Genomic DNA, 19,248 nt, shown 5'->3' on the forward strand with positions numbered 1-19,248 from the left:
AAGATTGCCGATATGTCTTAGGTATTTTGCCTAAAGCATATCGGTATTTTTTTAAATAATTATAAATTTTAAAATTCTGCCGTTCCCTAATGACAAATTACCCGATAAATTGTATAATAAACGCTATGTTTATTTTAAAAGGATGGTTGGGTTATGTTTCTTAAAAGTCTCGAAATTTTCGGATTTAAATCTTTTCCCGACCGTGTTAAAATCGAATTTGCAGACGGAATAACGGCTCTTTTAGGCCCCAACGGCTGCGGTAAAAGCAATGTAGTAGATGCCGTAAAGTGGGTTTTGGGAGAGCAGTCTTCGCGCACCTTACGCGCCGATAAAATGGAAGACGTTATTTTTAACGGTACGGAATCGCGTAAACCTCTTAACGTTGCGGAAGTTTCTTTAACGATAAATAACGAAGAAGGTCTTTTAGGTTCCGAAAAAAGTGAAATTTGTATTAAACGCCGTCTGTACCGTTCCGGAGAAAGCGAATATTTTAAAAATAATGAACCTGCAAAATTGCGCGAAATTCGAGAACTCTTTTGGGATACCGGAGTAGGAAAGGTTGCTTATTCCGTTATGGAGCAGGGCAAAATAGACCAAATTCTTTCGAGTAAGCCGGAAGAACGCCGCTATCTTTTTGAAGAAGCTGCGGGGATTACAAAATTTAAAATAAAACGGCAGGAAGCGGAGAGAAAACTCGAAAAAACTCAAGAGAATATGCGCCAAATCGAGGGCGTATTAGGCGAAGTGCGCCGTTCTTACGATACCTTAAAGGTTCAATCCGAGAAAACCATAAAATATCGGGAACTTAAAGAAAGTGTCTTCGATTATGAGCGGGATATTCAGCTTTTGCGCTTAAAAAACTTTGTGGACGGTCTTGCCGCAAAAAAACAAAGCGTTCAAGAGCTTACGGAAAAACGCAATAGCATTCAAGAGCAAATCGACGGAGTTCACAATATTCTTTCGGAAAATATGGATATTGTAAACGAAATGGAAGAAAAGCTTAATTCTTATCAAACGAAGGTTTTAAGTCTTGCTATAGAACAAAAGGGTAAGCAGGACCAAGTTCAAATTTATAATAAACGAAGGCAGGAGTTAAAACTTAAATTAAATCAGCTTGAGGCAAGAAGCGACGCAATCCGCGAAACCGTGGAAAATTTACGGGACGATATTGCGGAAAAATCGGCTGCCGTTTTTGAATTTAAAAAACAGGTTGCCGGTATAGAAAAAAATGCCGAAGAATTTGAAGAAAGTATAAAACTTGCAAGCGGGAAAATTACCGCCAATAAGGAAAAAATAGAAGAACTTGAAAACGGAATAATCCGTTTGGACCGTGAACGCTCCGAAATGGAAATTGAATTAAAAGCCATAACGGAAGACATTGTTACCGAGCTTGATAAAAATTTACGTTCCGCAGGTTATTCTTCTTCCGCAAGAATTGAAGCCGAAAAATCCTTGGAAGAATCTTTAAGCCGCTTAAAAGTTTTTATTTCAGGACGTAAAAATATTTTTTCCGATTTTGCTTCTCTTAACGCTCATTCGGAAGAAGATGTAAAAAAGTTTGCCGATAATGCGGTTCAAAGTTTTTCAAGTCTTTTGGAAATTTCAGGCGAAATAGAAGAAAGTCTTGCAAAATATAAAAAATCCTCGGCGGGATTTATCGATGATTTTTTAGCGCCTGAAGGAATTATTACTAAAAAGCGTACCGTAGATAATGCAGTTTTGGAAAACAGGCAATCGGTTGAAACGAATCGAAAGCAGATTGCAGCATTAACGGCGGAAAATAACGAACTTTCGGTAAAAATAACCGAGTACAGAAACACTCTTGAAGAGCTTCGTATAAGTAAAACTCAAGTTGAAGCTCAGGCTCAAAATGCCGAAAGCCAGGTAAAACTGTTGGAAAGGCAGCTTGCTTCGCAAAAAAACGTTCTTCAAGATTTGGAAAACGAATTCTTTGCGGAAGAAAAACAGCTGAAGCAAACGGAAGAAGATATTGCCGACCTTGAAGGTGAAATAAGTTCGCTTGAATACGAGGGCAGGAAATTAACGGAGGAATTGGAAAAACTTCAAAACGATATTTCTGCTAAAAATTCCGATGTGGCAAGTAAACGCGGAAAAATCGAAAAACTTACAGCCGAGCTTTCAAAGGCAAATTCGGTTTTGGAAAAATATCATTTAGACCTTGCAAGCCTTGAAGCCGATATACGCAATACAAAAGATAATTTTAGAGAGCGTCATTCAAGAGAACTTATGGAATTTGAAGAGAGAATGTTTACCTTAACGGATTCTCCGTCCGAGTTAAAAATGCGCCTGTCGGAAGTAAAACAAAAGCTGGATTCTCTCGGAAATGTAAATTTAATGGCCCCTGAAGAATTTGAAGATATAAAAGAACGATATGAATTTTTAAATAAACAAATAAGCGATTTGGATAAGGCCAGAGAAGATTTACAGCGCATAACCGATGAAATTACAGCCGAATCTACCGAGCTTTTTTTGGAAACTTATAATAAAATAAAAAAGAATTTTCACAATATGTTCAGGCGGCTTTTCGGCGGCGGTCGTGCGGAAATACGCTTAACGGAGCGGCAAAACGTTTTGGAATCCGGTATAGAAATTTTTGCACAGCCTACAGGTAAAAAACTTGAAAATATAGGGCTTCTTTCAGGCGGCGAAAAGTCTATGACGGCTGTAGCCCTTTTGTTTGCAACTTATATGGTAAAACCGTCTCCTTTTTGTCTTCTTGATGAAATTGATGCCGCCCTTGATGAACAAAACGTTACGCGCTTTGTTACTACTTTGCGCGGTTTTGCAAATGTAAGTCAATATATAGTAATTACACATAATAAAAAAACGGTTTTGGGAGCTAAAACTATGCTCGGCGTAACAATGGAAGAGTCGGGTGTTTCAAAAGTTATAGCTGTTAAATTGGACGCCGAATCGGAGCAAACGGTAAAAACTATGGATTTAATCGATGAACCTTTTGAAGAAGAAGATGTCGCTCCGGAAGAAGGCGTATATGTTCCGCCGCATCCGCCCAAACGTATAAAAACGGTTGCGGAAAATAAGGAGGCTTCCGATACTGATGATGAACATAAAGAATAAGATAGGAGAAATTTTCGAAAGTTTTACCGGAAAATTGCAGGATTTTTTTGCCGTAAATAAAAAACTTCTTCTTATAGCAGCCTCGTGCACGGTGTTTATCCTTATTATTACGATTGTTCTTATTGTTACATTTTCACAAAAAAGTAAAAAGGGTATTCTTGAAAGCGATGATTCCCTTTCAACGGACTTAAGTCAGACTAAACCTTTTACTTTTATAGACCCGAATGTTTTTTGGCTGCTTGAAGAGCCTTTAAAACTTCCTCCCATTCAATTTTCGCGCGAACAGCGTAAAATTTGGGATAAAGGCGAAATAGAATTTTGGTATGAACCTCCTTCTTCGGAAGCCATGGAAAAGTTAAATAAAAAAAATAAAAAAATTATAGAAAATATCTTGGAGGAAGCGCCGTGAAAAAGATGTTATTATTTGTTTTTGCAGCTGTGTGTCTGTTTTATTCATGTGCAAGCGTAAAAAAAAGCGGAAACGATACCGCTTCGATGGAAAATATTACCGAAAGCGGAATAAAACCTGAAACAAGCGAAACAGGCGGTACCGAGAAGGAAAAAAAAGACCTTTCCGAAAAGATAGAGAAAAAAAAGCCCGATGATAAGGCTTTACCTGAAAAAAACGGTGTTGTAAACAACGTTCCTCCTTCTTCTCCTATAACCGACCGTCCTGACCTTGAGCTTATTATTCCTTCAAACGATGATGAACATATAAATGAAGAATCTAAAATACTTGAGAAGCCTAAGCCTGCTTCCAAACCGAAAGAAGAGCAAAAAAAAGAAAAGAAAAAAGTTGAAAAGACATCTCCTGAAGCCGATAAAAAGCAGTTAAAACCTGAGCCTCCTTTAAAACCGAAAAAAGAGGTTAAGCCGGAGAAAAACTCTTCCGAACAGGTTGAAAAATCTTCTTTTCCGGAAAAGGCGGACAGCGAACGGCTTGAGAATACCGGACATTCGTTTGAAACGGAGCCGCCTAAAGAAGAAAGAAGAGACGAGCGGGATATGACCGCCGAATCGGCTTCGGAAGATAATTCGGAAGATAAAAAAAATACTTATAACGACGATAAAAGCCCTCAAGTATTTTCCGAATTCCCGAGTACGGAACCTGAGGAAACAAAGGAAAGCAGGGTTTCAAGAAATGTAAAAATGTATACCGGCCAAAAACTTGAAATTACATATCCCGGTGAGGGCTGGGTTTATCTGGGTGAAACTACGGCTCAAAGGGGATTAAAATACGGTCAGAGGAAAATTCAGGACGGCGCTTCCGTTTTTAATTTCAGTGCGGAAACGGCAGGAAGTTATATTCTTAATTTTTCTTATTTTGATGTTTTTTCCGATGAATTTATATCGGATTCCGTTGCCGTAAATGTTGAAACTTCAAAGGAAAAACTTTCCAATACCGTTCGTGCTCCTGAGTATAAGGGTGCTGTGATTACAAGGACGGAAAACCTTAAGCCGAAGCAAAAAAGTGAAGAAAAAGAAAATATGGAAAAAAATGAGATAAGCTCAACGGTTTCTTCCACTCCTATGAAAAGTGAGCCTGAAAAAGAAAAAATGACTACGGTTTCGGATTCACCGCAATTGACGGCTTCCGAAGAAAACGGTAAGGGTTTGTCAAAAACAACGGCTTCCCCGCAAGACCTTTTAGAAAGAACAAAAAAATTTATTGCGGAAGGGAATGCCGCAAGTGCACTTAGCACCTTAGATGAATTTTTTAAAAATTATACGGAAAGACAGGACGAGGGTTGGTTTTTCCGCGGCCAGGCTTACGAGCTTAACGGAAAAAAGAAAAATATTAAAGAAGCTTTAAAGGCTTATGAAACCTTAACGGAAGCATTTCCTGAAAGCTCTTTTTGGAATCAGGCAGATACAAGAATCAGATATATTAAGAAATTTTATGTAAATGTAGATTGATTAGTCTTGACAAGTAAAAAAAGATATGAGAGAATTGGAGAAAAGGGCGAGGGAATAAGTTACGGCTATACCTTGTTTGGAGAGGGAAGGGAGAGAGAGGCTTTTGCAGGTTATTCAAATTGTGTATTTGGGAATTTAATTGAGGGATTATAAAATGGGCATTGACAATATAAAATACAATGAACTAATGCATAAGTTATATTCTACATCGCCTACAGAAGATATATTGAATAGATATGTATTAAGTGAAATTTATAGTCCTATAGCAGATTACCCAAATGCCGTTAAAATTATTATGGAAGCGGAAAAAAAATTGCTTTCTAATAAACTTTTATTTACAGGTGCGTATATTTGGACAACACAAATTTTTAAAAAGAATCCTTTTCTCGTGATTTTAAAAGAGAGTATAGAGAAATTTTCTATAGAAGAAAAAGCTATTTATTATTATTTATCCGCTTTGGATTTAAATTATACTTTGCCGTCTGAGAAGGAGATAATAAAAAACTATTTAGAAAAATCAATTTCATATAATACTATTTTTGTTGCCAATTATTTAGATTTATTAAAAATTGTAACAGATGATAATGAAAAAAAAAGTTTATTATATAAGGCAAAAAAAAATGTCAAAAGAGTTTTTACAGTTGAAGAATGCAAAAAATTTGGGTATGAATATTATTATAATATTGACAACTATAATGACGAATATATAAAGGAAATATCTTTAAATGAATTTCAATATTTAACATTATTTCAAAAAAAAGAGTATGAAAATTTGCTTTAGAAAAAATATTGTAGTATACTTGAAATATTGTAAATTTAATTTATGAGAAATAAAAACTAATTATTTATTAAGACAACCCGCCTATCTCTTTCGGACAGCTATTGAAGCAGTACATGCAGTGAGGCAAAGCAGAACTTCCAGTAAAATATGGGCATGGCTAAAACATCCTATAGCCGCTACTAATGTTGGTAGAGCGAGAGATGGTGGTTCTAATATTTCAAGTGTAGCTACCAATTTTACCATAAATTTAAGTTTATCGTGGGCATATTATGATAAAGTGAAAAGAGATGAAGGAAGTGAAAGAGGCGCATTCCGTCATGCTTTGTGGCAATCAATTATTGCATCAAAAGATGGTTTTAGCGTTGCAACAGATATTGGAAATGGGCATGATAAAGATATATTAAAAATGAATAAACCTCCATATGCAGATTTAGAATCTGCTGATGCTTTTGCTGATCAGCTAAATAATATTATTGGTAGAGGTATAGGCTTAGATAATACTAATGCTTCTCCTTCAGAATCAGCAAAAATGGTTTTGGACGAATTTCATACTAATGGGCTGTTTACAGTAACAAAAAATGAAGATGGTAGCTATGGAGTACAGTATACACAGTTATCAAAAGAAGACTATGATTATGCTATTGGTATATTAAATAAATTGAATGAAAAAGGATTGATAAATAAATGAAAAATATAGTATTTATTATTACTGTGATTTTAGTTTTTATGTCTTGTTCAATAAAACCTTCTTTTATAAGTAATATTGAAACTTATGGATATGTAGATTTACAGGACTTTATTAAAGATGAGTTTGATTATTTATTGATAGTGGATGAGGGAAATTATATATCCGATATCATACCAAATATTAATAATGATAGAGATTTTTGGTTAGGTCAAAAAATTTATTTTGTAAAAAATGATTTTATAGTGAAACAGATAAATATTGAGTATTATGTTTCTAAACCTGAAATGGATTATATATCTTTTTTTTTTGAACATAATATTAAAGAAAATTATATAAAAAGATATAGAGGTGATACTGTTTTTAAGTGTATAGAAATACAATCAATATCAGGGGGTTTTAAATGTTATTATCTTGAATAAAATTTTTAGATAAATTCCTTAAATTTAAAATATAAGAGGTCTATATTATAGAAATTATATAAATAACGCAAATATATTATGACATACGTAGGAATGAAACTATAAAAACTGACTGTAAAATAAAAAATCGGATGGAAGTTAAGTAATGTAAGAGAAAAATCTTATGAAAATAAACCATTGCATTTATTCACAGTCTAACTATCTTATTCTGACAGCGATTGCAAGGGAGCAAAAGCAATTTATAAAAATTGCTTTTGCCGTACATCTTTCCGCAGTAATTTCTGCAGGTATATGCCGAAGCGAAAGCGGAGCCCTGAAAAGCGCGGTGCTCAATTTTGTTTTCTTCATAATACTAAAAAACAAAATTGAGCAGTCCGCCGCTCAAAGATGCTTACGCACCTTTGAACTTCGAGTATTCGATAAAACATCGAGGATTAAACCTTTAAATTTACTGAATGCCCCCTTATCGGAGGTTTTTCCGCTTCTGGAAGGAAGCGGAAAAACAATGGCTTTTGGAAATAGACATGATGGATGCAAGGAGCGAGAAAAAATTAACCGCAGGCGTACTTTATGGACGTTGAGGATTAATTTTTTTGAAGCGCCGCCGCAGACGGCGTGTATATTTTCAAAAGAGATGATACATGCAAATAACTACGGCGATAACGAAGAACAAAAGGAAAAACGTTACTACTACCATAGTGACCACTTAGGCAGTGCACAGTTTGTAACCGACTGGAGAGGGAAGCAATACGAGCATATAGAGTACACGCCTTATGGGGAACTATGGACTTACAAGTCAAAAACAGCAAAGCTGTTTTTGACGACATATAATAATTTCCTTGCAAAGTAGCCCGAAGGGCTGATAGAGGAGACTGCACCGGGAATAGATAAGTTACCGTTCAGATTTACGGGGAAAGAGCTTGACGAGGAAACGGGATTATACTATTATGGAGCTAGGTATCTTGATCCGAAATATTCGAGGTGGCTGAGTGGAGACCCTGCACTAGGTGAGTACATACCCAAAGCACCGATAGATGATGAAGCTAAAAAGCATAACGAAAACCTGCCGGGAATAGGTGGGGTGTTTAATACCGTCAATCTACATGTTTATCACTATGCGGGAAATAATCCGATTAAGTATGTGGATCCGGATGGAAGAAGCGATAGTAATATTTGGACTGAAATGAAAAATGCTGTAGTTCCAGCAATAAATTTTGATTTTGGTGTTGATTATTATAATTTATCTGTGCAACGATATGATGAAGGTAACTATATTGAAGGATTTCTATATAGTGTTGATTGTCTATGCGAAGCAGCATATGATAGTTTAATAGTTTATGCAGGAGTAAAACTTGTTGGTGGTCTTATAAAATCAACTTTAGGTATTTTGACTAGTACAACAGCAGGATTAGGGGAAACTGAGATAGATAGAGCTTTGTCATCTGCAGAGCGTGTTCAGCATGATGCCAGGCATTTAATTGATTCAGGTATACTGCCTAAGTGGAATAATTCTACAAAAGAGATCGCTCAGTCTTTATATAAAACAATTTTATCAGAACCAAGTTATATATTTGATTCTGTATTGAAAGGCGGCGAAAGCGTTCGTGGATACATAGGTTCTATTGATGGACAAAGTATTGCTGTTCTCTTGTACACATCTGGAGATAAAATAGGCCAAATTGCAACATCATTTGTGCCAACAGTGAAACAACTTACCGAATGGGGGGTGAAGTAAATGGAATATACAATTTATTTGCTGTTTTACGGAAAAAGGTTAGATATTTTTAAGAAAATATGTAGTGATTTTGATCTAGAATTATTGAATGATACTGTATCTATAAAGAGGGAAGTTGATAAAGATAATGAAGAATTTATTTCAGTTGATAAGATATTTGAATATGCTAAAAATAATAATAATTTTTATTCTTCCATCTATTATGCAGTAAAAAATAATGTAGATTTTAAATTTATTGTTTTAACATTTACCTATGACAATAATTTAATTATTGGATTTTATGCACCAGAAGACTCTATGACAGACAAGAAATGCATTGATTTAGCCAACAAAATTTACAAAATCTATGATGCTGATGGTGTAAAAATACTTTTTGAAAATTTACCTCCGAGTTCTAAAAATGAATATGATACTAGTGAGCCGTTTTTATCACTAGAAATTCAAAAATGGATTTGTCGATAATATTTACTAAAATATTTTGATACAATATGTGAGATTTGATATGAGACTAAATTTAAAAGAGATTTTCAATAAAGAAGATATCCAAGTTTTTAGAATAAGTAAAGAAATAAATGATTACTTACAATTAGGAAAACATTCTGAAAAACTTATTGAGCTTGGAGGTTTTAATTATTTATTAAATAAATGGGATGAGGTTGTTAGTAAACTTCCGTATGATAAATCTTTTCATTATCAACATGATGATTATCTGCATCATTTAAATATTAGATGTTCTATTTTTGATGTAGAATAAAATTGTAAAATCACAAAAAAAATAAAAGAATTTATAAAAAAAACAGATAAAATATTTATCAAAAAGACAGTTGAAGTTACTTATGTTTGGATAAATCGAAATAGCACTAAAGAGCCCGAAGATTCAAAAGTATACTGGTTTTACTACCGAGTTCCTCCTGAAAGAATTCCAAATTGGTATTCCGAAAATAGTACTGAAATGAAAATATATCGTGAATGGATGAGGTCGTGTAATGCAAATACTTGAGAATGTAGATGATTTTATTGCTAAAACTAAATATTCAATTTTAGTTAAAAAATTTGGCTTACCCTATGTTTTAAACAAATGGAAAAAAGCTTGTGAAGATATGCCATTTAGAAAAGAATACTTAATTTATGAGTATTTAAATAATTTATGCACGCGAAATGTATTGGAAGAAATATTTACCCATTGTGATGCTTCTGATGAAGAGAGAAAAATATTGGCAGATTGCGATAACCTTTTTAAGAAAAAAACAGTAGTTGTAAAAGAATCTGTATGGGAAAAAAAAGACGATGGTCCGATATTGCATTGGTATAATTATCGTATTCCTAAAGAACACATTTTAGATTGGTTTCCTGAAGGATTGAAAATTGTAGAAAGTTAATTATAAGTAAAAGGTATTATATTTGCAATATTGTAAATTTAACTTATGAAAAAATGAAAACTAGGTGTTTATTAAAAAAGTCTAACTATCTCCTCCGGACAGCGATTGAAGCAGTACATGCAGTGAGGCAAAGCCGAACTTCCAGCCCAATCCTTTTTGCGGTGTGTATAAGCAAAAAGCAAGCTCTGACCGGAGGAAAGAGCCTTGCCTGTGAAGACAAATGCAGCAAAAAGATTGGAGCGGTATTGGTGCAGCAAGCCGATAGGCGCAGCTTCGAAGCAAGCGCGATGCCGATACTTGTTTACTTTTATATTATAATGATAAACAAGTATATGCAGTCTGCCAAAAGAAGATTATTATTAAATAAAAGCATCTTATCGGAGGTTTTTTCGCTTACGATAGGAAGCGAAAAAACGATGACTTTTGAAAATAGACATGTTGGATGCAAGGAGCGAGAAAAAATTAACCGCAGGCGTACTTTATGTACGTTGAGGATTAATTTTTTTGAAGCGACGCCGCAGACGGCGTGTATATTTTCAACAGCGATGACCCACACGGATAACAGTGGAGACAATGAAGAGCAAAAGGAAAAGAGATACTACTACCATAGTGACCACTTAGGAAGCGCACAGTTTGTAACGGACTGGAGAGGGAAGCAATATGAACATATTGAATACACACCCTATGGAGAGTTATGGGTAGAGGAAACTGCACCTGGAATAGATAAACTTCCCTTTAGGTTTACGGGAAAAGAGCTTGATGAGGAAACGGGACTGTACTACTATGGAGCGAGGTACTTAGATCCGAAATATTCAAGGTGGCTGAGCGGAGATCCGGCATTAGGGGAGTACATTCCTAAAGCGCCCATTGACGATGAGGCTAAGAAACACAACGAAAACTTACCAAATGGTGGAGTTTATAATGCAATTAACTTGCATGTATTTAATTATGGTAATAATAATCCTATAAAATATAATGATCCTACCGGTGAAATTCCATTTATGGTTGTAACTGGTGTGATCGGTGCCTTTATTGCTGGTGGTTATAGTATTGCGAGTGATCTTACTAATGGACGAAATGTTAATTGGAAAAAAGCTGGTGCATATGCTGCTGCAGGTGGATTAGCAGGCTTAACATTAGGTGGCGTAGCTGCGATGGTCACAACTACAACACCTTTGGTAGCAGGTTCTGCAACAGCTAGTTTTAGTTCTGTTACTGGTCTTGGGGTAAGTACTACAGGAAGTGCTGCACTAGGATTACCTCTTGCTAGTCAAATTTATGAAAAATTTTCACATGCATTAACATCTGCTCAATTAAGCTCTGTAAAAAAAGTTGCTGAAATATCTCATGCGTTAAAAACTCATAAAAATTTGACTGGAGAATTATTAGATCCAGGACATATTACAAAACTTAAAAATAGTATGGTGGGATTACAAAAATCTCTAATAAGTATTCAAAATAGTTTAAAAAATCCTAATTTAACTCAAGAAGCCAGAAATGTACTTAAAATGGCAGAAAATGAAGCTACTTCTATAATTAATAGAATTGGAGAATTAATAAATTAATGAAACGCATTTATATAGATTGTATTAAACATTTTCATAATAGACAACGGCCTAATAAAATTTTAAAAGATACCGTTACTTCTTATTATATAGAACAAGGTTTATCTTTACCTGAAGGGTATCATGAATTAATATATGACTATTCAAAAATTGATATAAATACAGTTGATGATGATATGTTAGCATGTATGTATTGGGATTGCCCTATTTTATCAGATGAATTTATCTGTTATTGTTTACCAAGATTTTTAATAAAAGTGTTGGAAGATGGAAGCGATTACTGTTTATTTATTCGTTTAAATGAATTTAACTTTGAAGAATTGTCTTATAATGATTGTAATATTTTACTACGGCTAATAAAAGAAATGAGTGTAGATGAGGAACTAATCATAGAAAATAAAGGTAATTAGTGGTATGAAAATTTATATATATGAAATTAAAATATTTATGTTAAAGCTTGGAAATGAATACATAGTATGGTTGTATAACCTGCGGTAAAAAATTAGAAAAAAAATGAAGAGTAATTATTTATTTAAGCAGCCTAACTATCTCACATTTCGGACAGCGATTGAAAGGGAGCAAAAGCAATTTATAAAAATTGCTTTTGCTGTACATCTTTCCGCAGTAATTTCTGCGGAAAGATACCGAAGCGATAGCGAAGCCCTGAAAAGCGCGGTGCTCAATTTTGTTTTCTTCATAATATTGAAAAACAAAATTGAGCAGTCCGAAGCTCAAAGCTGCTTACGCAAAAAGCTATCACTATCTGAAATCCCCACTGACAGGACTTTTGAAAATAGGTGGAGCAGATACAAGGAGCCTAGTAAAAATAAAGCGGAGGCGTATCTGGTATACGTCGAGCATTTATTTTTACGTAGCGACGCAGGAGATGCCCGCATATTTTCAAAAGAGATGACGCATACGGATAACCACGGAGATAACGATGAGCAAAAAGCAAAGCGTTACTACTACCACAGCGACCACTTAGGAAGTGCACAATTCGTAACCGACTGGCGAGGCAGACAGTATGAGCATATAGAGTATACACCTTACGGAGAGCTATGGATAGAAGAAGTTGCTGCGGGAATTGATAAACTGCCGTTTAGGTTTACGGGGAAAGAGCTTGACGAGGATACAGGACTTTACTACTATGGGGCGAGGTATCTTGATCCTAAGTATAGTAGGTGGCTGAGTGGTGATCCTGCACTGAATGATTACATGGCTGGTTCTTCTGTAGGAGAGGGCGGTATATATAATACGGTAAACTTTAACGTATACCATTACGGTGGCAATAACCCAATTAAATATGTAGATCCTACGGGAAATGATCATATTGCCGGTAATCAATATACCGGCGGAACATTAGATTGGTACTTCAAAATGCAGAATTTGAACCAATCTAATAATAAACATTCTGCCGATCAAAATTTACTTGAAAATCGAGTTATTATGGGAACAAATAATATCCCTGACTACGGGCCATGTTTTATTATGAGTTTATTTGGAATAGCGCAAACTCGAACGGGGAAAAATATGACGGCTGAACAAGTAACTACGGGAATTGGCTATCTTATTGAAAATGATATTGTTGGTATGGAAAAAAATAAGGAATATTTAGTAAAGAATGCTATAGCTATAATAAATTATGCCTTGAATATTTTAGGAAGCGATGAACAAGCCTTAAAGGCAAAAAATGCTAATGAAGCTCAAGCTTCAACGGTAAAAACAGAAAAAAATACTTATGGCTATGGACATTTTGGAGAAGGTGATTCGGAAGGGAAATTAGTGTGGGATCCTTTAGGTGAAATTACCATTATAAATATTGATAGAATTGATTATTTCAAATTTCAAACAAAGGAGATAAAAGAATGAAAAAAGTACTTATAATTATTTTACTTATATGTCTTGTAGCTTTTACTTTATATTGTGAAAATTCCTCATACATAAAATATGCAAATGATTATAATGTTTCTGAGTACGATATTAAAAATATTTTGGGAATCTATATGGAGGAAGACAGAAAAGGGCTTTCATTTTGGGTTGAAACTAAATTTTCTTGGGGGCTCGGTGTTACGAATACATTTAGAACTCCCATCCAGATTGATATTTGTGATGACGAATATTTATATGTAGTGGATATGATTCAAAAATATAAAGTACTGGAAATTATAAAAGTATCAGATAATAACTATAAGTTGAATACAAGGTATATAGGCGAACTTGCTAATAATGAAACGGTTGATGTATGTTTTGACCTTGATTTTGCAGATATTGAAACGGTGGAAATGAGTTATGTTACACCTTTAGTTGAGTATAGAAATAGAGTTCTTCCTTTACACATGGTGAAACTTTCAGGTCCTCTTATAAAACACAAACCTCTTGCCGGTAATTATGTAGTTGCTGTAACTCCATACGCGAAAGATGGGAGAGTGTATGATTCATTTGAAGCTTTAAATAAAGGGGAAAAAGAATATGCCCGCAAAAAAATGAAGCAAAAGAAAAGTAATAAACAATGAAACCAAAACCTTGCATTTATTCACAACCGAACTATCTCATTCGGACAGCGATTGCAAGGGAGCAAAAGCAATTTATAAAAATTGCTTTTGCTGTACATCTTTCCGCAGTAATTTCTGCGGAAAGATACCGAAGCGACAGCGAAGCCCTGAAAAGCGCGGTGCTCAATTTTGTTTTCTTCGTAATGCTAAAAAACAAAATTGAGCAGTCTGCCGCTCAAAGCTGCTTACGCAAAAAGCTATCACTATCTGAAATCCCCACTTATAGGACTTTTGAAAATAGGTGGAGCAGATACAAGGATAATGAAAAAATATACGTCCGTGTATATTTTTCATTTTAGAGTTTTGCTTACGCAAAACTCTCGACATTTGAACCACCGCCGTCCATGGCGGAAAAAGGCGTATCTGGTATACGTCGAGGACACTTTTTTGCCGTGCGACGCAGTAATTGTCCGCCGTTTCAAATGAGATGACACATACGGATAATCAGGGGGACAATGATGAGCAAAAGGAAAAGAGATACTACTATCACAGTGACCACTTAGGCAGTGCTCAATTCGTAACTGACTGGAGAGGCAGACAGTAAGAGCACATCGAATGCATACCTTACGTGGAACTGTGGACTTACAAGTCAAAAACAGCAAAGCTGTTTTTGATGACGTATAATAATTTCCTTGCAAAGTAGCCCGCAGGGTTGACAGAAGAGGCTGCACCGGGAATAGATAGGTTACCGTTCAGGTTTACAGGTAAGGAACTTGACGAAGAGATGGGCCTGTATTATTATGGTGCAAGGTACTTGGATCCGAAATATTCGAGGTGGTTAAGTGGGGACCCTGCCTTAGGTGATTATATACCGCAAGCACCGGTAAATGACGAGGCTAAAAAGCACAACGAGAACTTACCCGGAATGGGCGGTGTGTTTAATGTTGTAAACTTGCATGTTTACCATTATGCAGGAAATAATCCCATTAAATATATTGACCCGGATGGAAGGGCAGAGGTTCATTTTTTTATTGAAATTACAGGAATTGTTGATGAGCGAACAAAAGAATCTCTGTATAATTCTTTTAAGTTATATTACTCGGAAGATAAAACTATATTATTGAATTTACTAAATAAAAAACATGGTGCTGACTGGGTTAATAACGGAATGGAAAAGGTAAAATCGCCTATAAAAAACTCTAGTGCGTTAGTAAATCCTAAACCTCCTAATGATATTAAAATTTACATAGATATTATGAAAGCTGATTTAGATGTAGATGAAACAGGTGAAAATGTTAAAGAATTTTCAGTAGAAAATTTAGATAATGTTAAACTTGATAAATTAATTGAAATATTAAATATATATATAGAGTTACTAAAAACTGAACAAAAAAGCAGAGAGGTTGAAAGTTAATATATGAAAAAAATGTTGTTATTGTATTTGTTTTTTATTTTAAATTTATGTTGTTTATATGTTGAAGATATAAGTAATATAGATTTAATATTGTATGATCTAAAAAATATTAATACTATAGGATATAAACCAATTAAAACCATTCAAAATAATTATATATTCACGCAAGGACCTTTGGCAGAATTCAAAGCAGATTTATCTTTTGCCCTTGTTGGAGATGGATTTTTTAAAGTATACAATGAAAAAGAAGAAGAATTTTATATGCGATGTTGTTTTTTTATTATTAATGAATACGGTAAATTTGAGACATACAAAAATATGTATTTAAATAAATATATTAATAATGATAATAAAATAATAAATAAAACACATGTTGAACCTTCAGGAAAATTAATAATAACATATGATGATGAAACAACCGAATCCATTACTATTGAATTATATGTGCCTGATGAAGATAGCGAGAATATTTGTTTTGGGAATTATTATTCTTTTTCAAAGTCGAAAAAAATTGAAGGTACGAAATTCCTAAATGGGTTTATTGAATTATCTGCAGTTGATGCCTTTGCATCAGTTTTACAATTACAAAAAGAATTCTATTCTATATATACGAATAAAACAAACTGTAAAGATGAATATGAATATAATTCACAAATTATAGAGCAAATACAAAATTATTTGATCATAAAATCTTTTTATAAGTCTGAAAATTTTTATGCTAACTTCCAAACTCAAAGTTTTACCGATCAGACGTATGATTTTTTAGCAAACTTGATATCATATTTTGACTTTAAATGCTTGAAATAGTAATTGAGAGTTTACAGTATATTACAATAGGATTTAGTAAAACTATGAAAACAAAACTTAGCATTTATTCACAATCTAACTATCTCCCTCTGACAGCGATTGAAGCAGTACATGCAGTGAGGCAAAGCCGAACTTCCAGTTAAATCCTTTTTGCGGTGTGTATAAGCAAATACGGTTTTTGGAGCGATAGCGTAAATGCTTGCGTAAAAACACCGCCTGAAAAAGACTCGAGCAGCAAAAAGATTGGAGCGGTATTGGTGCAGCAAGCCTATAGGCGCAGCTTCGAAGCAAGAGCGGTGCTCCATCAAAAACCGTACATCCTTGTACAGTTTTTGATAATAAGTTTTGCATACGCAAAACTTATACGCTCAAAATCACCGCCGTCCGTGTCGGAGAGAAATTGTAAAAACAAAATTGAGCAGTCCGCCGCTCAAAGCTGCCTAGGCACCTTTGAGCTTCGAGTTTTACCATTCGGCAAAACATCGGAGATTCAAGTTTTAAATTTACTAAACCGCCCCACTTATAGGACTTTTGAAAATAGACATGTTGGATGCAAGGAGCGAGAAAAAATTAACCGCAGGCGTACTTTATGTACGTTGAGGATTAATTTTTTTGAAGCGACGCCGCAGACGGCGTGTATATTTTCAAAAGAGATGATACATGCAAATAACTACGGCGATAACGAAGAACAAAAGGAAAAACGCTACTACTACCATAGTGACCATTTAGGAAGCGCACAATTCGTAACGGACTGGCGCGGTAAGCAATACGAATACATTGAATATACACCTTACGGGGAACTATGGACTTACAAGTCAAAAACAGCAAAGCTGTTTTTGACGACGTATAATAATTTCCTTGCAAAGCAGCCCGTAGGGCTGATAGAAGAGACTGCACCGGGAATAGATAAGTTACCGTTCAGGTTTACAGGGAAAGAGCTTGACGAAGAGACGGGACTGTATTATTATGGGGCTAGGTACCTTGACCCGAAGTATAGTAGGTGGTTGAGCGGCGACCCGTCGCTAAGCGACTATATACCGCAAGCACCGGTAAACGATGAAGCTAAAAAGCATAATGAAAATTTACCCGGAATGGGTGGTGTGTTTAATGTTGTAAACTTGCATGTATACCACTACGCGGGGAATAATCCGGTGAAATATATTGATCCGGATGGAAAAGATATAATTCATCTACTTGATCCTGATAGAGCCATAGTATTTGGTCATTCCGCCGCTCTGATAGGTAATGATACGGATGGTTGGTTATATTATTCGAATGATGGAGATAAGTCTACGACAGTAGCGTGGTTTGCAAATCTTGATGAATTTCAAAAACATAATTATGAACCTAAAGATAAAAAAGATAATGAAGGACTCGGGTTTAACTATAAATTTAGAAAAAGAGTGGAGACTACAACAGAACAAGATAAGAAAATGCAGGATAAAGCAATATCTTTGACTAACTTGACAGATGCTGAAGTTAAGAGTATTAAAGATGGTACTACCCCTGAAAGAGCAATGCGTACAGAACAAGAAAAAGACAAAAACAAAAACATAAAAAAAGATAAGTATAGATTATTTAGTAATAATTGTTCTCAAAATGTTGGCAAGATAGCAGAGGCTGGAGGATTAGTGATTGAAAATTCATTAATCCCCAAAGAAATGGATATTATGACAAAAGAAGAATTTCTATTAAAATATCCACATGGATTTTAGTAAAAAGGAGATTTTATGAAAATACTATTGAATAAAACGGAAAAGATAACTATTGTAATTATTATATGTTTATTGTTATGTTTGATTTTGAAAAGCCTTATAAAAGACTATGAAGTGGTATCTCATAATCAAAAGGTATACCAAAGTCTTCCTGAGTATGTCAAAAAACAAATGATCATCGCACACGGTTTGGTTGTTAAAGGCGGTCTTAACGATTATAAATATTTATTTTATATAGAAAATATCGGTAGGTTTCCTATGTATTCCAATTATACATATTATCCTACATACCTTGATACTGATAGGGTGTTTGTAGTATTAAGATACGAGATGTTTATCTATGATGCTAGAATTAATGAACTTATATCAAAAATATCATTTGAGAAAGACTGGACTGAGAAAGACTGGACTATTTTTTATGCTTCCAATTTAGAGGCAGATAAAAATATCAAAGGAACTTATTATTTTTATATATTACATGTACAATCTGAGTATAAAGGGAATAAATTGGGGAGAGTTTATTATACTGATAATGCCGTTTTATGTAAATATAGAATAGAAAACGCAAACAATATCATACGTGAAAATGAACATATTATTAAATTGCCGAAAGATACTGTTTTAAATACAAATGATGGTGTGTTACCCTTTTTATTTAAAGAATATGATGAAAAAATAACATGTTATATTCCCTTGCATAATGATGATTTCTCTCCATATGATGTATTTGAGTTGGATTTAAAAGGCAATATTACAGAAACAGATATAAAAGATATAGATTGTTTGTTTTTAAATTCTGCAAATGATAATAATATTTATTATAGTAAAAAAATTAATAATGGATATACTGTATTTAAAAATGATAAATCATTTACAAGCTCTGAAGATACAATTATCTATGGACGTATTTTAAGTACAGGAGAGATATATATGCTAAAAGGCTATAAAAATAGAATAGATAAATATGTATTTAATTTTATTCAATTAGCAGACTTTTTATGGCCACGAGGATATGTTTATGAACCGACATCGGAGCATATACGTCCTTTATATTTTTTATCATATGAGTCCTTGCCTGCTCGGGAATTCCCGTCGATTTTATTAAGGGGGTTCTTTTATTTGCACCCGGTGAGTATAATACCATATAATTAAGATTATATTACTCTATTTTTTAATATAAAATGTGGAAAAGTGGTTGAAATAAGTACCTTGGGAGTTGATAAAAAATAATTATGGT

17 protein-coding genes and 2 pseudogenes are annotated in these 19,248 nt (G+C 34.3%); all 19 read left to right on the plus strand.

What is annotated here, in order from left to right:
* Positions 1-153 precede the first annotated feature (153 nt).
* On the plus strand, positions 154-3,099 hold the full coding sequence (locus DYQ05_RS07330) for an AAA family ATPase (RefSeq protein WP_206183186.1): 2,946 nt from the start codon (positions 154-156) through the stop codon (positions 3,097-3,099).
* Positions 3,080-3,508 carry a hypothetical protein gene (locus tag DYQ05_RS07335; protein WP_024466901.1) on the plus strand — a complete coding sequence of 143 codons (429 nt, stop codon included), beginning with the start codon at positions 3,080-3,082 and terminating at the stop codon, positions 3,506-3,508. The genes DYQ05_RS07330 and DYQ05_RS07335 overlap by 20 nt, the downstream gene beginning before the upstream one ends.
* 5 nt (positions 3,509-3,513) lie before the next feature.
* Positions 3,514-5,016 carry a tetratricopeptide repeat protein gene (locus DYQ05_RS07340; protein ID WP_488169078.1) on the plus strand — a complete coding sequence of 501 codons (1,503 nt, stop codon included), beginning with the start codon at positions 3,514-3,516 and terminating at the stop codon, positions 5,014-5,016.
* Positions 5,017-5,170: 154 nt separating this feature from the next.
* Positions 5,171-5,797, plus strand: a complete 627-nt coding sequence (locus DYQ05_RS07345) for a hypothetical protein (RefSeq protein WP_206183188.1) — start codon at positions 5,171-5,173, stop codon at positions 5,795-5,797.
* A 118-nt stretch (positions 5,798-5,915) separates the two neighbouring features.
* Positions 5,916-6,485 (plus strand): DUF6973 domain-containing protein, encoded by a 570-nt coding sequence (locus DYQ05_RS07350; protein WP_206183189.1) that lies wholly within the window; start codon positions 5,916-5,918, stop codon positions 6,483-6,485.
* Complete coding sequence (locus tag DYQ05_RS07355) at positions 6,482-6,904, plus strand: hypothetical protein (protein WP_206183190.1); 423 nt, start codon at positions 6,482-6,484, stop codon at positions 6,902-6,904. Before DYQ05_RS07350 ends, DYQ05_RS07355 begins: the two co-directional genes overlap by 4 nt.
* 163 nt (positions 6,905-7,067) lie before the next feature.
* A pseudogene (locus DYQ05_RS07360) lies at positions 7,068-8,066 on the plus strand (RHS repeat domain-containing protein); the annotation flags it as partial.
* 573 nt (positions 8,067-8,639) lie between these two features.
* Positions 8,640-9,101: a hypothetical protein gene (locus DYQ05_RS07365; protein WP_206183191.1), complete on the plus strand. Its 462-nt coding sequence runs from the start codon at positions 8,640-8,642 to the stop codon at positions 9,099-9,101.
* Positions 9,102-9,141: 40 nt separating this feature from the next.
* Positions 9,142-9,393 (plus strand): hypothetical protein, encoded by a 252-nt coding sequence (locus DYQ05_RS13810; protein ID WP_225969472.1) that lies wholly within the window; start codon positions 9,142-9,144, stop codon positions 9,391-9,393.
* A gap of 232 nt (positions 9,394-9,625) precedes the next feature.
* Entirely contained in the window at positions 9,626-10,018 is a 393-nt protein-coding gene (locus tag DYQ05_RS07375; RefSeq protein ID WP_252723284.1) for a hypothetical protein, read from the plus strand.
* A 53-nt stretch (positions 10,019-10,071) separates the two neighbouring features.
* Positions 10,072-11,583: an RHS repeat domain-containing protein gene (locus tag DYQ05_RS14345; protein ID WP_290121740.1), complete on the plus strand. Its 1,512-nt coding sequence runs from the start codon at positions 10,072-10,074 to the stop codon at positions 11,581-11,583.
* Positions 11,583-11,993: a hypothetical protein gene (locus DYQ05_RS07390; RefSeq protein WP_020965373.1), complete on the plus strand. Its 411-nt coding sequence runs from the start codon at positions 11,583-11,585 to the stop codon at positions 11,991-11,993. The genes DYQ05_RS14345 and DYQ05_RS07390 overlap by 1 nt, the downstream gene beginning before the upstream one ends.
* 103 nt (positions 11,994-12,096) lie before the next feature.
* On the plus strand, positions 12,097-13,452 hold the full coding sequence (locus DYQ05_RS13815) for an RHS repeat domain-containing protein (RefSeq protein ID WP_252723285.1): 1,356 nt from the start codon (positions 12,097-12,099) through the stop codon (positions 13,450-13,452).
* Entirely contained in the window at positions 13,449-14,096 is a 648-nt protein-coding gene (locus DYQ05_RS07400; protein WP_024470387.1) for a hypothetical protein, read from the plus strand. Before DYQ05_RS13815 ends, DYQ05_RS07400 begins: the two co-directional genes overlap by 4 nt.
* Positions 14,093-14,434: a hypothetical protein gene (locus DYQ05_RS14605; protein WP_435372818.1), complete on the plus strand. Its 342-nt coding sequence runs from the start codon at positions 14,093-14,095 to the stop codon at positions 14,432-14,434. Before DYQ05_RS07400 ends, DYQ05_RS14605 begins: the two co-directional genes overlap by 4 nt.
* Positions 14,435-14,559: 125 nt before the next feature.
* Positions 14,560-15,084, plus strand: a pseudogene (locus DYQ05_RS14610) (RHS repeat domain-containing protein); the annotation flags it as partial.
* 408 nt (positions 15,085-15,492) lie between these two features.
* On the plus strand, positions 15,493-16,296 hold the full coding sequence (locus DYQ05_RS07415; RefSeq protein WP_020965376.1) for a hypothetical protein: 804 nt from the start codon (positions 15,493-15,495) through the stop codon (positions 16,294-16,296).
* 155 nt (positions 16,297-16,451) lie between these two features.
* On the plus strand, positions 16,452-18,011 hold the full coding sequence (locus DYQ05_RS13825; RefSeq protein WP_252723286.1) for an RHS repeat domain-containing protein: 1,560 nt from the start codon (positions 16,452-16,454) through the stop codon (positions 18,009-18,011).
* Between the two features lie 15 nt (positions 18,012-18,026).
* Positions 18,027-19,163 (plus strand): hypothetical protein, encoded by a 1,137-nt coding sequence (locus DYQ05_RS07430; RefSeq protein ID WP_206183192.1) that lies wholly within the window; start codon positions 18,027-18,029, stop codon positions 19,161-19,163.
* Positions 19,164-19,248 lie beyond the last annotated feature (85 nt).

The sequence above is a fragment of the Treponema pedis genome, from assembly GCF_017161325.1.
In the GTDB taxonomy this organism is placed as follows: Bacteria; Spirochaetota; Spirochaetia; order Treponematales; family Treponemataceae; genus Treponema_B; species Treponema_B pedis.